The following is a 15,461-nucleotide window of genomic DNA, read 5'->3' on the forward strand; positions in this document are numbered from 1 at the left end:
CATGGAACCAATTCTGGACGTGGAAGGACTCTCCATCTCCTTCCGGCAATACGACCGGGGCGCCCACCAGCGCACCCTCCCGGTGATCCACGACCTGTCCCTGTCCATCGCGCCGGGGCAGGTGGTGGCCGTGGTGGGCTCCAGCGGCTCGGGCAAGAGCCTGCTGGCCCACGCCCTTCTGGACATCCTCCCCGCCAACAGCGCCCGGGAGGGGGTCATCCGCTACCGGGGGGAGCCCCTCACCCCCGCCCGGACCGCCGCCCTGCGAGGGACGGAGATCGTGCTGGTCCCCCAGGGCGTGACCTATCTGGACCCCCTGATGAAGGTGGGGCCCCAGATCTGCAAGGGGCGGCGGGAGGGGCGCGTCCGGGAAGCCTGCCGGGCCGTCCTCGCCCGCTACGGCCTCCCCCCCGACACGGAGGAGCGCTATCCCTTTGAGCTCTCGGGCGGCATGGCCCGGCGGGTGCTCATCTCCACCGCCGTGATGGAGTCCCCCCGCCTGGTCATCGCCGACGAGCCCACCCCCGGCCTGGACGCCCGGGCCGCCGGGCGCATCCTGGGCCACTTCCGGGAGCTGGCCGACGGCGGGGCCGGGGTCCTCCTCATCACCCACGATCTGGAGCTGGCCCTCACCATCGCCGACCGGGTGGCCGTCCTCTACGCCGGCGAGACGGTGGAGGAGGCCGCCGCCGCAGACTTCACCACGCCGGGGGGCCTGCGCCACCCCTATACCCGCTCGCTCTGGGCGGCCCTCCCCCAGAACGGCTTCCGGCCCATCCCGGGCAGCCAGCCCGCCCCCGGCGAGATACCAACCGGGTGCCGCTTCGCCCCCCGCTGTCCCCGCTGCCGGGAGGACTGTCAGGAGACCCATCCGGCCTACCGCTCCTTCCGGGGCGGCATGGTCCGCTGTACGTTCCCCGGGGAGGTGATGGAATGAGTCTGGAGGCCAAAGATCTCACCTTCCGCTATCCCCGCCGGAGCCGGGGGAGCGTGCTGGAGGGGGTCTCCCTCGCGGTGGAGCCCGGCGAGCGTGTAGGGCTCTCCGCCCCCAGCGGCCGGGGCAAGACCACCCTGTGCAAGCTCCTCTCCGGCTATGAGCGGCCCGACCGGGGGGAGGTCCTGCTGGACGGCCGCCCCCTCTCCTCCTACAAGGGCTTCTGCCCGGTGCAGATGATCTGGCAGCACCCGGAGACGGCGGTGGACCCCCTCCTCCGCCTGGGCGAGACCCTCTATGAGGCGGGTCCGGTGGAGGACCGCCTGCTGGATGCCCTGCACATCCAGCCCGCCTGGCTGGAGCGCTATCCCCTGGAGCTCTCCGGCGGGGAGCTTCAGCGCTTCTGCATCGCCCGGGCCCTGCGGGAAGGGGTGCGCTACCTCCTGTGCGACGAGATCACCGCCATGCTGGATCTCATCACCCAGGCCCAGATCTGGGATTTCCTCCTGGAAGAGGCCCGGCAGAGAGAGCTGGGGCTGGTCATCGTCAGCCACAACACCCTCCTGCTGGAGCGGCTTTGCACCCGCATCCACCCACTGACATAAAAAAGCCTCCCGAACATGGTTCGGGAGGCTTTTTGCTGATTCAAGCGATTAGTAATTCTTGCACTGGAGCTCGAAATAGGCGCGGGGATGGGCGCACACGGGGCAGACCTCGGGGGCCTCCTTGCTCACGTGCAGGTGGCCGCAGTTGCGGCACTTCCAGACGTAGACGTCGCCCTTCTGGAACACGGCGCCCTCTTCCAGGTTCTTCAGGAGAGCCAGGTAGCGCTCCTCGTGCTCCTTCTCGATCTTGCCCACGCCCTCGAACAGGAAGGCCAGGCGCTCGAAACCCTCTTCCTTGGCGGTCTCGGCCATCTCACGGTACATCTGGGTCCATTCCTCGTTCTCGCCGGCGGCGGCGGACTTCAGGTTGGCGGCCGTATCGCCCAGCTCGCCCAGCTCCTTGAACCAGAGCTTGGCATGCTCCTTCTCATTGCCGGCGGTCTCTTCAAAGATGGCTGCGATCTGCTCAAAGCCCTCTTTCTTGGCCTTGCTGGCAAAGTAGGTATACTTGTTGCGGGCCATGCTCTCTCCGGCAAACGCCTTCCACAGATTGGCCTCTGTCTTGCTGCCCTTCAGTTCCATCGTTCTGTCCTTCCTTTCTATTCTTTGATTCAAAATTTAGATCCAATCACAGGCGGTCAAAGCCTGCATTTTTGAGAAGCGGGCCGAACGGGTTCGGCCCGCTGGGCGTTAGCCTTCGCCCTTCCAGAAGCCGTGCAGGTTGCAGTACTCATAGGCCTCCACCTTCTCGTTCCGGGTGAAGGTCTTGAGCTCGGGCTCGTCCCCGGGCTGGGGGAAGCGGAAGGTCACGGTGTCGCCGGACACGGCCGCGATCAGATTGATATAGTGCTCCGGCAGCATGGGATGGGTCACGGAGCCCACCTTCACGGTGACGGAATAGCCGCTGCCGTGGGCGGTTTTCTCCACCACGGGGACGTGCTTCTCCAGAGCGCCGTCGGTGGTGTTGGGGACCAGCTCCTGCATGGGCTCGCCGCAGCAGACCACGGGCACGCCCTTGTCGACGACCTTGAACACGATGTTGCCGCAGTGGGCGCAGCGGTACAGCTTCATTTCCATGATAAAATCCTCCTTATAAAATAGTCAAATGTTTTCTCTCAGCTTCTCCAATTGTAACATTTTAACGGGCAAAATGCAAGGGATACGGGGACTCAGTGGAGGGTCTTGCACTGGGCGCAGATCCCGTGGAAGAGCAGATCATGTCTTGTGACCTGGTGCTCACTGTGGGCCAGGGCCTCCTCGTCCAGATCCGCCCGGTAGGGCAGGTCCATGTCATAGACCCCTCCGCACCGGTCGCACTGAAAATGGGGATGGGACTTGGTATTTGCGTCATATCGCTCCACGGGGAAGGCCATGCGGGTGATCCTTCCCTCATCTGCCATCAGATTCAGATTCCGGTAGACGGTCCCCAGGCTCAGGTTTGGATTTTCCGGTTTCAGCCACTGATAGATCATCTCGGCGGTGGGATGCTCGGTGCTCCCCATCAGGGCCTCATAGATCAGTTCACGCTGTCTGGAATAGCGTTTTCCTTTCATCGACCGTCTCCTTTCTTTAAATCAGTAATTATTACTGTTATTAATATAGCAGATGTTGCGCCGTTTGGCAAGCCCTAATTTTGAAAAACTTCCGGTATGAATGTCCCCGGTTTTGCGCAGACTAGCGTCAGATGCACATCTCAAGTATTTGAAACCATTGAGGAGGCTATCCCATGAAACGGATTTTCTGTATCCTTGCGCTTACCCTTGTGATCGGTATGGGGCTGGCGGGCTGTTCCGGCACGGAGCCCATGTCCTCCCCCACGCCTACGCCCACCATGGCGCCCACCAACTCCGACCACCCGGTCCAGGACGCCATCGACGGCGCCGGGGACGCGGCCAAGGGTGTGCTGGACGGCGCGGGCGATGTGGTCCGGGGCGCGGCCGACGGCGTGGGCGACGCGGCCCGGGACGTGGGCAACGGAGTGAGCAACGCCGCCCGGGATGTGGGCGACGGCATCAAAAATGCCGTCCAATGACCCCGCCCCTTTCAGCGTGTCGAAAAAATTCGACACGCTTCTCAAAAATGCAAGCATTTTTTCGAGAGGGATGCAGTCCGCTGCGCGCACTCGCTGGCGCTCGCACACTTGCGGCCTGAGAGGAGTGTTTTCCGACGTACACGCCGCCGGAAAACACGACTGGATTTGATTCCGCCGTCTGCGGACGGCGGAACTCTGCGAGGCTCTTGCAGCACAAATCGCAGAAATACACTTTATCGACAGACTGAGAGGACCGGCTCCCATAATGGGAACCGGCCCTCTTTTTTACATGCCAAACTGTATTTTAAGACGCGTGCGGTCGGCACGCAGTTACCCGCGGCTGATATCCCGGGTGGCGTAGGCGTTCAGGTCCATCCTGTCCCGCTTTCCGGCCAGATACTCATAGTAGCCCTGGCAGCCGATCATGGCCCCGTTGTCCCCGCACAGGGAGAGGGCCGGGAGATAGAGCTTGTCCCCGCTCTTGGCGCAGGCCCGCTCCAGGTCGGCCCGCAGCCGGGAGTTGGCCGCCACGCCGCCGGCAATGGCGATCTTGCCGTAGCCGCACTTCCGGGCGGCCGCCATGGTGCGGGGGACCAGGGTGTCGCTCACCGCCGCGCCGAAGGAGGCCGCCAGGCCGGGCAGGTCCAGCGCCTCCCCCTTCTGGTTGGCGTTGTGGACCAGGTTGACCACCGCCGTCTTGAGCCCGGAGAAGGACATGTCCAGCTCGGCCCCCGCCACATGGGCCCGGGGCAGGTCGTAGCGGGTATCGTCTCCCCCCTGGGCCAGCTTGTCCATGGGGGCCCCGCCGGGGTAGCCGATCCCCAGGACCCGGGCCGCCTTGTCAAAGCACTCCCCCGCCGCGTCGTCCCGGGTGGCCCCCAAAATTTCCATCTCGGTATAGCTCTTCACGTCCACGATCATGGTGTTGCCCCCGGAGACGCACAGGCACACAAAGGGGGGCTCCAGATCGGGATGGGTGATGTAGTTGGCCGCAATGTGGCCCCGCACGTGGTGTACCCCGATGAGGGGCTTTTTCAGGGCGTAGGCCACCGACTTGGCAAAGTTCACCCCCACCAGCACCGCGCCGATGAGGCCGGGGGCGTAGGTGACCGCCACCGCGTCGATGTCCTGCTTTCCGATCCCGGCCTCCCGCAGGGCCCGGTCGGCCAGGGCGGCGATGGCCTCCACATGCTTGCGGGAGGCGATCTCCGGGACCACGCCCCCGTAGGTGGCGTGCATATCGGCCTGGGAGGCGATGGCGTCGGAGAGCACCGTCCGCCCGTCCCGCACCACGGCCACGGCGGTCTCGTCACAGGAGGACTCCACAGCCAGAATAATCATGGTTTCGTTCCTTCTTTCTCTTGGATGGGGATGTGTACATAGCGCCGGTAGAGGGGCAGCAGCGTCCCCAGGCGGTAGAGGGCCCGGTGGGCCTCCATGGCCTCCCCGGTGTCCATGGACCCGGAGGCCGACCAGCCCAGCATGGCATACCGCACCCGGAAGATGTCGGACTGGTAGTTGAGGTCAAAAAAGCCGTTTCGGGTATAGAAGGCCAGACGGCGGCGGCGCTTCTCCCCCTCCTCCGGGGAGAGATCTTCCTCCAGGGCCTCCACTTCGGCCAATAGGCCCCCCGTGGCGGCGTAGCGCCGCTGGAGCTGCCCCAGCATGGCGCTTCCCACGCCCCCGCCCCGCTTTCCCTGGCAGGCGGCCAGATAGTCCAGGAGCACAAAGCGCTCCCCCAGGCGCAGGAGGGCGTATCCCACCAGCTCCTCCCCCCGGTAGAAGCCCAGGGCGTCGTACTCGCCCCGCTCCATCAGGCGCAGGATAGTCCACAGGGGCTTCAATTCCACCCGGGGAAAGGCCTCCTGCATCTCCCAGCGGTAGATGCGCCGCATCTGCTGCCGGGAGAGGACGCGCATGTCCAGCTCCATCATGCCCGGTCCCACTCCCGGGTCATGAGGATGGCGTCCTCCTTCGGGTCGTCGTAGTAGTCCTTCCGGCGGCCCACCTCGTAGAAGCCGTGCTTCTCGTAGAGGGCGATGGCGGGGGCATTGCCCGCCCGCACCTCCAGGGTGAGGAAGGCCAGCTTGGCCGCGCCGAACCGGACAAAGGTGTCGATGAGGGCGTCGGCGATCCCCTGCCGCCGGTAGGCCGGGTCCACCGCCACATTGTCGATATAGCCCTCGTCCAGCACCACATGGAGCCCCGCGTAGCCCAGGACGCTGCCGTCCTCCCCCTCGGCCACCAGGAAGGAGGCCGTCTCGTTGTAGAGCTCCTCGGCCAGCATATCCACGCTCCAGGGGTGGGAAAAACAGGTCCGCTCCAGCTCCGCGATGCCCTCCAGATGGCTCCGGTCCATGGGGACCAGTTGGTAATTCATGGTGATCCGCTCCTTTTTCTCGTTGCTCAGTGGGCCTCGGCCCAGCTCTTGCCCACGTGGGCGTCCGCCGTCAGGGGGACCGCCAGGGAGACGACCCCCTCCATCTCCTCCGTGAGCAGCTTCTTCACGGTCTCGGCCTCTTCCTCGGGGCACTCCACGATGAGCTCGTCGTGGACCTGGAGGACCAGCCGGGCCTTCAGGCCCTCGGCCCGCAGCCGGGCATCCACCCGGATCATGGCCAGCTTGATGATGTCGGCCGCCGTGCCCTGGATGGGCATGTTGAGGGCCACCCGCTCCCCGAAGGAGCGCATATTGAAGTTGGAGGATTTGAGCTCGGGCAGCCAGCGGCGGCGGCCCATCAGGGTGGAGACAAAGCCGTCTTTCCGGGCCCGCTCCACAATATCGGTCATATAGGCGTGGACGCCGGAATACCGTTCAAAGTAGCGCTCCATGTAGGCCTTGGCCTCTTTCCGGGTGACGCCGATGTCCTGGGAGAGGGAGAAGTCCGAAATCCCGTACACGATGCCGAAGTTCACCGCCTTGGCCGCCGAGCGCATCTGCCGGGTCACCATCTCGGGGGGCACGCCGAAGACCTGTCCGGCGGTGATGGTGTGGATGTCCTCCCCGCTGCGGAAGGCGGAGATCATGTGCTCGTCCCCGGCGATGTGGGCCAGCAGCCGCAGCTCGATCTGGGAGTAGTCGGCGTCCACCAGCACGTTCCCCGGCCCGGCCACGAACATCTTGCGCAGCTCGGCCCCCAGCTCGGTGCGGATGGGGATGTTCTGGAGGTTGGGCTCGGTGGAGGAGAGCCGCCCCGTAGCGGTCACCGTGTTCTGGAAGGAGGTGTGGATGCGCCCGTCCGGGGCAATGACCTTGGTCAGCCCCTCCACATAGGTGGAGGAGAGCTTGGTGTACTGCCGGTACTCCAGCACGGCGTCCACGATGGGGGCCTGTCCCCGGAGCTTTTCCAGCACCTCGGCGTTGGTGGAGTAGCCGGTCTTGGTCTTTTTCACGGGGGGCAGCCCCAGCTTGTCAAAGAGGATGTGCCCCAGCTGCTTGGGCGAGAGGATGTTGAAGGTCTCCCCCGCCTCCTCATAGATGCGCTGCTGGACGGCCTGGATGCGCCCCTCCAGCATCTCTCCGAATTCCCCCAGGGCCTTCCGGTCCACCAGGAAGCCCTCCCGCTCCATGCGGCTGAGCACGGCGCACAGGGGGAGCTCTACCTCATAATAGAGCTTGTCCATCCCCAGCTCGGTGAGCCGGGGGGCCATGGCCTCCTTCAGCGCCCCGATGAGGGCGCAGTGGGACAGGAGGGCGCCCAGCACCGTCCCCTCGTCCCCCAGGGGGGAGAAGGCGTCGGGGGCCAGGTAGGTCTCCTTGGCCTTGGGGTATTCGTGGTTGAACCAGCTCATACCCAGCTTTTCCAGGTCATAGCTGCCGTCGGTGGGGGCCAGGAGGTAGGCGGCCAGGGCGGTGTCGAAGACAAAGCCATCCCCCTCGATGCCCTCCTCCAGCAACCGGGAGAGGAGGCTCTTCACGTCGTGGGTGTTCTTTTTGATGTCCCCGGCGAAGAGGGCCTTTAAGAGGTCGTTGTACCCCTCCAGCTTGTCGGCGCGGAGGACGGCGGCGTGACACTCCCTCTCGTTCACCCGGTGCTCCACCGCCACCACGTTCAGCCCCGGCAGGGCCAGCACGTTCACGCTCTCCTGCCCGCGCCAGAGCGCCAGCAGCTCCTCGGCCCGGGCCCGGTCCTCCACCACCTCGCTGGTGCAGGTGCCGGTAAACTGCTCCTCCTGCGGGGTCTCCCCCTGGGGGGCCTTGAGGCCCAGCTTGTCGATGAGCTTCTGGAACTCCAGCTTGAGGAAGAGGTCGTAGAGGGCGGCGGTGTGGCTCTCCTGCCGGAGGTTGTCCTCGGGGGCAAACGGAATGGGGGCCTCGCACCGGATGGTGGCCAGGTCATAGGAGAGCCGGGCGCCCTCCTCCCCCTCCCGCAGCTTTTTCAGCACGGCGGGCTTGGCCTCCAGAGTGTCCAGGCCCTGGTAGATGGCCTCCACCGAGCCGTAGCGCTGGATGAGGTCCATGGCGGTCTTCTCCCCGATGCCCTTGACGCCGGGGATGTTGTCGCTGCTGTCCCCCATCAGGGCCTTCAGGTCCACAATGTGGATGGGGTCGAAGCCGTACTCCTCCCGGAAGACCGCCGGGGTCATGTTGCGGGTGGTGGTCTGGCCCATGCGGGTGGTCACCAGCTTGACGGTGGCGTGGTCGCTCACCAGCTGGAGGGAGTCCTTGTCGCCGGTGACGATGACGGTCTCCCACCCGGCCGCGGTGTCCCGGGCGGCGATGGTCCCCAAGAGGTCGTCGGCCTCCCAGCCGTCCAGCTCATAGCGGGGGATGTTCATGGCGTCCAGCACGTCCTTCAGAATGGGCATCTGGGCGGCCAGCTCCTCGGGCATACCCTTGCGCTGGGCCTTGTAGCCCTCATAGGCCAGGTGGCGGAAGGTGGGGGCCTTCCGGTCAAAGGTCACGCAGAGGGCGTCTGGCTTCTCCTCCTCCAGCAGCTTGAGCAGGATGGTCACAAAGCCGTAGACGGCGTTGGTAGGGGTGCCGTCCTTGGTGGTGAGGGGCCGGATGCCGTAAAAGGCCCGGTTGATGATGGAGTTGCCGTCAATGGCCATGAGTTTTTTCATAGGATGCCTCCGTCCCGAATCTGATTCCTTCTATTATATCCGCTTTTTCCGCCCGGCACAAGTCCGCCCCCGCGGAACGGAACACTCCATCCCCGGGGGCGGTATCCTTATTCGTCCTTGCTGTCCTCTTTGTCCAGCAGGGCGGCCAGCACCTCGTTGTAGACCCGCTCGGGCTTGGCCTGGAACCCCTCGGACAGGCGGGCGGCCTGGTCCCGGTTGACGCACAGCAGCTCGATGGTCATGATGTTGCCCCCCTCGTCGTCCAGGGTCATGCGGGCGGTGAGGCTCCCGTCCGGCCGGGGCAGCACCTCGGTGCGGACCTGGGCGTTGCGCCGCAGGATGCCGTTGACCTTGGCCAGGTTGGCGTTGCACTTGTGCTTGACCGAGTAGGGCAGGCTGCTCTCGCAGGCCTCGCCGTTCTGGCGGCCCTTGTCGGTGATGGCATAGAGCCCATCCTCCAGGGTCATATGCCCGGTCTCCACCAGCTCGGCCACCGCCTCGGCAAAATCGAAATAGTCCACGCCCTCGTCGCACATGGTCAGCTCGGTCAGCGTGGGAAAGTCGATGGGTGAGGCCACCCGGGCCATAATGTAGAGGACCAGGAACTTGATCTCCATTTTGTCGTGGATGAAACCAAAACGGCTCATGGAAGGGACCACCTTTCTGCGTTTGCAGTCTTTTCTCTGTACTGCTCAGTTAAAGTCATTATACGGTATTTTTTCCGGCTTGGCAAGAGCGTGGCGGGCTTTCCCTCCTCCGCCGCCCCGCGGTCCCATATTTCCCGCCGTTTTTGTCTTTCTTGACAGAGTTCGGCCGGGAGGGTATCATAAAATTATCCCGGAATTACCAGGAAAGAGAGGCTTTCTTCCATGCTGACCAAGAAGCTCGCCCCACTCTGTCTCGCTCTGCTGCTGGGCCTGAGCGCCTGCGGGAAGCCCACGGCCCAGGTCTCCCCCGCGCCGGAGCACTCCCTCCCGGTCCGGACGCCCGAGCCCATTCCCACGCCTACCCCCGAGCCGGAGTATACCGGCCCGGTGAATCCCCTCACGGGACTGCCCATCGCCGAGGAGTATGCGAACCGCCGCCCGGTGGCCATCATGCTCAACAACCTCAAGCAGGCCCTTCCCCAGGTGGGGGTCTCCGACGCCGACATCATCTATGAGTGCCTGGCCGAGGGCGGCATCACCCGGATGCTGGGGGTCTATCAGGACCTCAGTCAGGCGGGGGCCATCGGCTCCATCCGCTCCTCCCGGCCCTACTATCTGGAGCTGGCCCTGGGCCACGACGCGGTCTACATCCACGCCGGCGGCAGCCCCGACGCCTATGAGAAGATCCGCGCCTGGAACGTCACCGCCCTGGACGGGGTCAACGGGCCCTACTGCGGCTCCAGCCCCGGCTCCAACCTGATGTGGCGGGACGCCGACCGGCGGCGCAACATGGGCTATGAGCACAGCGTCATCACCACCGGCGAGACCATCGTGGAGCGCTTTGCGGGCTACTCCTTCCGGCAGGAGCACAAGGAGGGCTATACCTACGAGATGAACTTCCTGCCCGACGGCACCCCCTCCGGCGGGGTGACGGCCAACACCATCACCGTCCCCTTCTCCAACGTAAAGACGGGCGTGTTCACCTACGACCCGGAGCAGGAGCTCTATCTGGTGGAGGAGTACGGAAAGCCCTATGTGGACGGCAACACCGGCGAGCAGGTGGGAGTCACCAACGTGCTCATCCTCAAGACCCGGTGCTCCGCCATCCGCGGGGACGACAAGGGCCGCATCACGGTGGACCTCACCAGCGGCGGCACCGGCTACTATGCCTGCGGCGGCCAGCTCATCGACATCCTCTGGAGCAAGGGGGGCCGGAATGAGCAGCTGCGCTATACCGACCTGAACGGCAACCCCATCTCCCTGGGTGCCGGGCACAGCTATGTGAACATCGTCCCCCTGGACTCCGACGTGGAGATCCAGGGCTGAGAAGACAGCTTAGGCGTCTCCGGTCCTCTCAGACCGGGGACGCTCTTTTTCGGTTTTCTTTTTTATTCTCTTATCTTGACTTACTCTCTCCGCCATTTTTGTCGGGAGGGGTCCCGCCATTTTTGTCAGGAGGGTCCCGACAATTTTGTCGGGAGGGGGGGTGCTCCCAGTTGCCCTTTCCGGGCGATTGTGATATGATGCCTATTGGTTTTATCTCCCTGCGATGTGTGTGGCAAAAAAAGACGGATCGTTCCTGTGGAATTGGAAGATATCTTGGCCGGTCACCTGTTCGATCCGCCGATAACAGAGCAACAAAATCGGATGTTGTCTCGGTTAAAAGGTGTTGTGTAAATGGGAAAGATAAATCATCCGCGTCTCTTCCGGCGTCAGGGTGTTCCCCTGGCCTATCCGGCGGGGACAGATCCGCCGGTATTCCTCTGTCTCTTTTTAAGATCTATACCAGTGCCATGATACCCCATTTTTAGTATCTTGTTAAGGTATAACAGGGGTCCATGTCGGACCCTGCATAGAGAGAGAAATGTATTATGAAAAAAAGTATCACCGCTGTGCTCTGCGCTTCCCTGCGGGGCTGTCCGCTTGCAGCGCAACTGCTCCCACCGCATCCCCCGCTTCCGTCAGTCCAACGCCCTCTGCTGCGGTTGCACCCACTCCGTCCCCTGCCGCACAGCCGGAGTCCACGGAAAGCCAGATCGTTGAAAAGTCGTTCCCTGTCACCGTCGATGAGACGATCGATACGCTGTCCAACTATGTCAAGGATTATGTCCAAGTCCTCCCGGCCGACATGAAGGTGGAAACCACAGAGAAGGAGAGCGAAGGAAGCAGCGTGGCAGGTACCAGCTACTCTTATATCCCCTATGACGGCGTGACAATCCTTCTCTTGGATTCGAAGGAAACCGGCAACGTCCAGAGCGTTACCATGATCGTCTCTCTTGACAAATTGACCGAAGAAAACTCGACGGATGTCCTTCTTTATTTAGGTGCATTGGTTGGACTCTTTGAGCCGGATACGGATACGCTCACGCTGGTTGACGACGAATTGGATATTGTAAATGCAACTTCCTCCGGCAAGGCTCTGAATCTGTCCACCGGAACCTGTGCAAAATATATGTATATGGTCTCCGATGGAATTGCCATGCTGAGCATTGATCCGATCTAATTTGGTAAACGGAATCGCATTCGATGTGAGAACAACCGGGCGCCCCCAGTTCAAACGACTGTGGGCGCCCGGTCCATAGCACAGCAGAGAGTGCCTGCAAGTTTCGGAACGATTGTAGTGAAAGAGATATGAAAATGAGAAATATTCGAATAGCCGCTTTTCTTTTGGCTGGTACGATGGTGCTCTCCCTGGCAGGCTGCTCTGCCAGTACGGCTCCAGACCCCACGCCTACCCCCACGCCGGTGGTTACAGCGACTCCGGCTCCGACCCCCACTCCCACGCCCACGCCCACGCCCACTCCGACCCCGACGCCTACCCCAACTCCTACGCCGACGCCTGCCCCCACACCGACGCCCGCTCCAACGCCGGAGCCTGCGCCGCAGGAGGCGATGGTGTGGATCTCTGGCAGCGGGAAGAAATATCACTCCAATCCAAATTGCAGCAACATGAAGAATCCCTCGCAGGTCCCCATCAGCCAAGCGCAGAGCAGCGGACGGGAGCCGTGCAAGAAGTGCTATTAGCGGAAACGGACGGGACCTGAAGACCTGGAGGTCCAGACCCAACCAGCCCAACAACAGACCGGCTCCCCCAGTCCTCTCGACCGGGGGAGCCGGTTTTGTGCTCAGACCATGCAGCCGTTCTTTTCGGTAAAACTTTACGGTAAAAATGTGAAAACCAGCGGAAGGTTTGCTTTTTGGCCCCTCCGGGGGTATACTGAAAAAAAGGTTGCAAGGAGGCCTGTTTTATGTGTACGAGCGTCGCGTTTTCTGCCCCCCGGAAGCTGTTTGGCCGCACGCTGGATCTGGAATATTCCTTTGGACAGCAGGTGGTGATCACCCCCCGAAACCATCCGCTGCACTTCCACCGGCGCAGTACCATGGCGCACCATCTGGCCATGATCGGCATGGCCACGGTGGATCGGGATACCGCCCTGTATGCGGAGGCGATGAACGAAAAGGGCCTCTATATGGCGGGCCTGAATTTCCCCGGGAATGCCTATTACACCCCGCCGGAACAGGCCGCAGCGGACGCCGTGGCTCCCTACGAGCTGATCCCGCTGGTGCTGGGCAGCTGTGAGACCCTGGCGCAGGCCGAAGCCATCCTGAAGGGGATCGACCTCTTGAACCTTCCCTTTGCACCGGGCTATCCGGTGGCCCCGCTGCACTGGCACATTGCCGACGGCACCGGCTCTATGGTGCTGGAGGTCATGGAGGACGGGGCCCATCTCTATCCCGACCCGGTGGGGGTGCTCACCAACAATCCGCCCTTTCCGTACCAGCAGATGAACCTGAGCAATTATCAGACCCTCTCGCCCCATCCCCCCAAGAACACCTTTGCGCCGGAGCTTCCCCTGGCCGTATACGGGCAGGGCATGGGCGCGCTGGGACTGCCCGGCGATGTCTCCCCCATGTCCCGCTTTGTACGGGCGGCCTTTTTGAAGGAGAGCGCCCTCTTTACCGGGGATGAACTCCAGGATGTGACGCAGTTCTTCCACATCCTGGATGGCGTATCCATGGTCCGGGGAAGCGTCATCACCCCGGAGGGAAAGCCGGACCTGACCCTGTATGCCTCCTGCGCCGATGCCTCCCATGGGGTCTATTACTATAAAACCTACGAAAACCATCAGATCAACGGGGTGCGTTTTACCGAGGCGCTGATGGATGGAGAGGCGCTCTCCTGCTATCCGCTGGAGAACCGGCAGCACGTACACTGGGTCAATTAAACGATAGGTTTCCACGCAGCGGCTCCCCCGGCCAAACCGACCGGGGGAGCCACTGTTTGTACGATTTAGACCATGCAGCCGTTCTTGACCTCCCGGTAGCACGCGGGGGTGCCGGGGGCCTGGTTGGGCGGAAAGAACTCATCCACGGGGAACTTCACATGGCGGAAGATCTCACAGGGATCGTCCTCGTTGCCGCCGCAGGTGCACTCCTTCTCGGGCAGGCAGTAGTCGTAGATGGGCATGAGGAGCTGGGTGTCCCGCTCCAGCCGGATGATGGAGAACTGCCCCAGGCTCACATAGACCCGCTTGCCCTGGTTGCCGAAGCACAGGTCGCTGCAGAAGCAGGCGCAGATGCAGGGCGGGATCTCGGTCAGCTCGCAGTCGCAGGGGTGGCACTCGCACACGTCCACCAGCTTCATGTTCAGGACGATGGGGTCCACCGCCTCCACCACGGCGGTGGGCACGCTGCACCGGCGCATCTGGGCGTCCGGCCCCTCGTCCAGGCAGGAGGAGAAGACCTTGGCGCTGCTCTCGCTGCCGAAGAGGATGACCCGCTTGTCAAAGACGCACAGGCCGCTGATCTCCACCGGACGCACCGCGCCCACAAAGGCGTCGGCCGTGACCCGGTAGTAGTAGCGGACGTCCACGGTGTAAAAGCCGCGGTTGAACCCGATGGGCTCCACGTCGATGTACACATAGATCAGCTCGGCCTTCCCGGCCTTGATGCTGACCGCCCGGTCGATGGCGCACTGGGAATCCTGGGTGGGATAGAACCGCAGATCTTCGATGCAGTCCTTGTCTTTGCACGAATCAAAGATCTTTCGGGTGTCAATGCAGACGGCTTCCCGGATGCAGGTGTTTTCCTGCACAGGGCCGGGGGTTACTTTCTCAGGCATTGCAATACCTCCTAATGCGTGTTCGGAATTGCTTCCATGCCATTCTATGAGGGGGCGGGAGAATGGTGCGCCCCGCCCCGGCCCCCGGGACATGAAAAAGCGGCAGGGGTTGGGGCCTCATGCCCTCTCCCTGCCGCTTACTTCCAATACTGGCCCGGTTCTGTGTCCATGTCCTTCACCATCTTTCGAAACGGTTGATTTGGTACATAAAAACAAAAACCACACCAAAGTCTGGTGTGGAACAAACCCTGACGGAATCCGGTTTTTTAGCGATCGCTGCGAATGACCTTCTCATCGCCGCCAAAAATCATATCGTCAATATCGGTCCCACGATTCTTCTCATACAACATAGTATCACCTCCCTCGTTTGATCTGTACTCAGTATACTCTATTTTATGTAAATTTACAACCCCTGTTTCTTACGATTCCGTGAAGAAATCAAGAATATTTTGTAAATTACCCGTAAAAATCAAGGTTCTATCCTTGTTTATCCCATTTATTCCCTTTTTCAGGGTAAAGGGAGGGCGGCCCGGGATACCCCGGCCACCCCTTTGTTTTTACCCTCTGGTACGGGCCCAGTAGGCCGCCATGCTCTCCTGCCCCTCCTGGGTGACCTCCCGGAGCAGCCAGGGCTGCCATTCCCCGGGGTCCCAGGCCAGGGCCGCCTCCTCGGTGGGGAACTCCACCTCGGCGTAGAAGTAGCCCTCGGGGGTGCCCGCGTCCACCTGGTTCCACTCCAGGGTATACCCCTCCGGCAGGGAGTAGCGCCGCTGCTCCTTTTGGATAAAGGGCTTGTCGATGAAGGCGGCCACCGCCCGGAACTGCGCCTCCTCCACGGGGAACTCCACCTCCATCCGGCTCAGGCCGCTCCCCCGCTTCAGGCAGAGCATAAAGCGCTCCTCTCCGCCCGCCCGGCGCTCGCTGCGCACCCGGACGGCGGGGCGGGTGGTCACATACCCCTGCTCCATGTGCCAGACCTCGTCGGGCTCTCTCTCCGGCCAGCCACGGGCCAGCCAGCGGCGTTCGATCTCCATATCCGCTTCCTCCTGTCTCC

18 protein-coding genes are annotated in these 15,461 nt (G+C 62.7%); 8 read left to right on the plus strand and 10 right to left on the minus strand.

Annotated elements, in window-relative coordinates:
• Position 1: 1 nt before the first annotated feature.
• Together H8S34_RS08345 and H8S34_RS08350 are read left to right on the plus strand one after the other, a co-directional pair.
• Positions 2-937, plus strand: coding sequence for an ABC transporter ATP-binding protein (locus H8S34_RS08345; protein WP_186963703.1), 936 nt, complete (start codon positions 2-4; stop codon positions 935-937).
• Positions 934-1,539, plus strand: coding sequence for an ABC transporter ATP-binding protein (locus H8S34_RS08350; protein ID WP_186963704.1), 606 nt, complete (start codon positions 934-936; stop codon positions 1,537-1,539). Before H8S34_RS08345 ends, H8S34_RS08350 begins: the two co-directional genes overlap by 4 nt.
• A gap of 48 nt (positions 1,540-1,587) precedes the next feature.
• Here H8S34_RS08350 and rbr read toward each other — a convergent pair whose 3' ends face one another.
• The 3 genes from rbr to H8S34_RS08365 form a co-directional block, all read right to left on the minus strand.
• Entirely contained in the window at positions 1,588-2,121 is a 534-nt protein-coding gene (gene rbr / locus H8S34_RS08355; protein WP_101692876.1) for a rubrerythrin, read from the minus strand.
• A 108-nt stretch (positions 2,122-2,229) separates the two neighbouring features.
• Positions 2,230-2,616, minus strand: coding sequence for a desulfoferrodoxin family protein (locus H8S34_RS08360; RefSeq protein ID WP_101692875.1), 387 nt, complete (start codon positions 2,614-2,616; stop codon positions 2,230-2,232).
• 92 nt (positions 2,617-2,708) lie between these two features.
• Complete coding sequence (locus H8S34_RS08365; RefSeq protein ID WP_186963705.1) at positions 2,709-3,092, minus strand: Fur family transcriptional regulator; 384 nt, start codon at positions 3,090-3,092, stop codon at positions 2,709-2,711.
• 173 nt (positions 3,093-3,265) lie between these two features.
• On the opposite strand from H8S34_RS08365, the gene H8S34_RS08370 reads away from it, so the two are divergent.
• A complete protein-coding gene (locus H8S34_RS08370; protein WP_101692873.1) occupies positions 3,266-3,571 on the plus strand; it encodes a hypothetical protein in 306 nt (101 codons plus the stop codon).
• Between the two features lie 330 nt (positions 3,572-3,901).
• Here H8S34_RS08370 and tsaD read toward each other — a convergent pair whose 3' ends face one another.
• From tsaD to H8S34_RS08395, 5 genes are all read right to left on the minus strand, one after another.
• Complete coding sequence (gene tsaD / locus H8S34_RS08375; protein WP_186963706.1) at positions 3,902-4,912, minus strand: tRNA (adenosine(37)-N6)-threonylcarbamoyltransferase complex transferase subunit TsaD; 1,011 nt, start codon at positions 4,910-4,912, stop codon at positions 3,902-3,904.
• A complete protein-coding gene (locus H8S34_RS08380; RefSeq protein WP_186963707.1) occupies positions 4,909-5,505 on the minus strand; it encodes a GNAT family N-acetyltransferase in 597 nt (198 codons plus the stop codon). Before H8S34_RS08380 ends, tsaD begins: the two co-directional genes overlap by 4 nt.
• Positions 5,502-5,951: a ribosomal protein S18-alanine N-acetyltransferase gene (gene rimI, locus H8S34_RS08385; RefSeq protein ID WP_186963708.1), complete on the minus strand. Its 450-nt coding sequence runs from the start codon at positions 5,949-5,951 to the stop codon at positions 5,502-5,504. Before rimI ends, H8S34_RS08380 begins: the two co-directional genes overlap by 4 nt.
• 26 nt (positions 5,952-5,977) lie before the next feature.
• On the minus strand, positions 5,978-8,638 hold the full coding sequence (polA, locus tag H8S34_RS08390; protein ID WP_186963709.1) for a DNA polymerase I: 2,661 nt from the start codon (positions 8,636-8,638) through the stop codon (positions 5,978-5,980).
• A gap of 107 nt (positions 8,639-8,745) precedes the next feature.
• Complete coding sequence (locus H8S34_RS08395) at positions 8,746-9,285, minus strand: DUF4364 family protein (protein WP_101692868.1); 540 nt, start codon at positions 9,283-9,285, stop codon at positions 8,746-8,748.
• Positions 9,286-9,507: 222 nt separating this feature from the next.
• Here H8S34_RS08395 and H8S34_RS08400 point away from each other — a divergent pair, with 222 nt between their 5' ends.
• The 4 genes from H8S34_RS08400 to bsh all read left to right on the plus strand — a co-directional run bounded on the left by H8S34_RS08400 (position 9,508) and on the right by bsh (position 13,511).
• Positions 9,508-10,611 carry a DUF3048 domain-containing protein gene (locus H8S34_RS08400; protein ID WP_186963710.1) on the plus strand — a complete coding sequence of 368 codons (1,104 nt, stop codon included), beginning with the start codon at positions 9,508-9,510 and terminating at the stop codon, positions 10,609-10,611.
• A gap of 538 nt (positions 10,612-11,149) precedes the next feature.
• Positions 11,150-11,788 carry a hypothetical protein gene (locus tag H8S34_RS08405; RefSeq protein ID WP_186963711.1) on the plus strand — a complete coding sequence of 213 codons (639 nt, stop codon included), beginning with the start codon at positions 11,150-11,152 and terminating at the stop codon, positions 11,786-11,788.
• 164 nt (positions 11,789-11,952) lie between these two features.
• A complete protein-coding gene (locus H8S34_RS08410) occupies positions 11,953-12,309 on the plus strand; it encodes a hypothetical protein (protein ID WP_186963712.1) in 357 nt (118 codons plus the stop codon).
• Between the two features lie 224 nt (positions 12,310-12,533).
• On the plus strand, positions 12,534-13,511 hold the full coding sequence (gene bsh, locus H8S34_RS08415) for a choloylglycine hydrolase (RefSeq protein ID WP_186963713.1): 978 nt from the start codon (positions 12,534-12,536) through the stop codon (positions 13,509-13,511).
• 65 nt (positions 13,512-13,576) lie between these two features.
• Here the strand turns inward: bsh and H8S34_RS08420 are convergent, their stop codons facing one another.
• A complete protein-coding gene (locus H8S34_RS08420) occupies positions 13,577-14,407 on the minus strand; it encodes a hypothetical protein (protein WP_186963714.1) in 831 nt (276 codons plus the stop codon).
• Between the two features lie 236 nt (positions 14,408-14,643).
• Between H8S34_RS08420 and H8S34_RS15350 the strand changes: the two genes are divergently transcribed.
• Positions 14,644-14,778 carry a hypothetical protein gene (locus H8S34_RS15350; protein WP_279287847.1) on the plus strand — a complete coding sequence of 45 codons (135 nt, stop codon included), beginning with the start codon at positions 14,644-14,646 and terminating at the stop codon, positions 14,776-14,778.
• Between the two features lie 186 nt (positions 14,779-14,964).
• Here H8S34_RS15350 and H8S34_RS08425 read toward each other — a convergent pair whose 3' ends face one another.
• Positions 14,965-15,441, minus strand: a complete 477-nt coding sequence (locus tag H8S34_RS08425) for a CYTH domain-containing protein (RefSeq protein ID WP_186963715.1) — start codon at positions 15,439-15,441, stop codon at positions 14,965-14,967.
• Positions 15,442-15,461: the final 20 nt, after the last annotated feature.

It is taken from the genome of Pseudoflavonifractor hominis (genome assembly GCF_014288125.1).
Classification (GTDB): Bacteria; Bacillota; Clostridia; order Oscillospirales; family Oscillospiraceae; genus Pseudoflavonifractor_A; species Pseudoflavonifractor_A gallinarum.

Coding starts and splice junctions, on each gene's coding strand:
- H8S34_RS08400 (WP_186963710.1), top strand. CDS start 9,508: ATGCTGACCAAGAAGCTCGCCCCACTCTGTCTCGCTCTGCTGCTGGGC.
- rimI (WP_186963708.1), bottom strand. CDS start 5,951: ATGAATTACCAACTGGTCCCCATGGACCGGAGCCATCTGGAGGGCATC.
- H8S34_RS08395 (WP_101692868.1), bottom strand. CDS start 9,285: ATGAGCCGTTTTGGTTTCATCCACGACAAAATGGAGATCAAGTTCCTG.
- H8S34_RS08345 (WP_186963703.1), top strand. CDS start 2: ATGGAACCAATTCTGGACGTGGAAGGACTCTCCATCTCCTTCCGGCAA.
- H8S34_RS08420 (WP_186963714.1), bottom strand. CDS start 14,407: ATGCCTGAGAAAGTAACCCCCGGCCCTGTGCAGGAAAACACCTGCATC.
- H8S34_RS08425 (WP_186963715.1), bottom strand. CDS start 15,441: ATGGAGATCGAACGCCGCTGGCTGGCCCGTGGCTGGCCGGAGAGAGAG.
- H8S34_RS08360 (WP_101692875.1), bottom strand. CDS start 2,616: ATGGAAATGAAGCTGTACCGCTGCGCCCACTGCGGCAACATCGTGTTC.
- bsh (WP_186963713.1), top strand. CDS start 12,534: ATGTGTACGAGCGTCGCGTTTTCTGCCCCCCGGAAGCTGTTTGGCCGC.
- H8S34_RS08350 (WP_186963704.1), top strand. CDS start 934: ATGAGTCTGGAGGCCAAAGATCTCACCTTCCGCTATCCCCGCCGGAGC.
- H8S34_RS08405 (WP_186963711.1), top strand. CDS start 11,150: ATGTATTATGAAAAAAAGTATCACCGCTGTGCTCTGCGCTTCCCTGCG.
- tsaD (WP_186963706.1), bottom strand. CDS start 4,912: ATGATTATTCTGGCTGTGGAGTCCTCCTGTGACGAGACCGCCGTGGCC.
- H8S34_RS08365 (WP_186963705.1), bottom strand. CDS start 3,092: ATGAAAGGAAAACGCTATTCCAGACAGCGTGAACTGATCTATGAGGCC.
- H8S34_RS08370 (WP_101692873.1), top strand. CDS start 3,266: ATGAAACGGATTTTCTGTATCCTTGCGCTTACCCTTGTGATCGGTATG.
- H8S34_RS08380 (WP_186963707.1), bottom strand. CDS start 5,505: ATGATGGAGCTGGACATGCGCGTCCTCTCCCGGCAGCAGATGCGGCGC.
- polA (WP_186963709.1), bottom strand. CDS start 8,638: ATGAAAAAACTCATGGCCATTGACGGCAACTCCATCATCAACCGGGCC.
- rbr (WP_101692876.1), bottom strand. CDS start 2,121: ATGGAACTGAAGGGCAGCAAGACAGAGGCCAATCTGTGGAAGGCGTTT.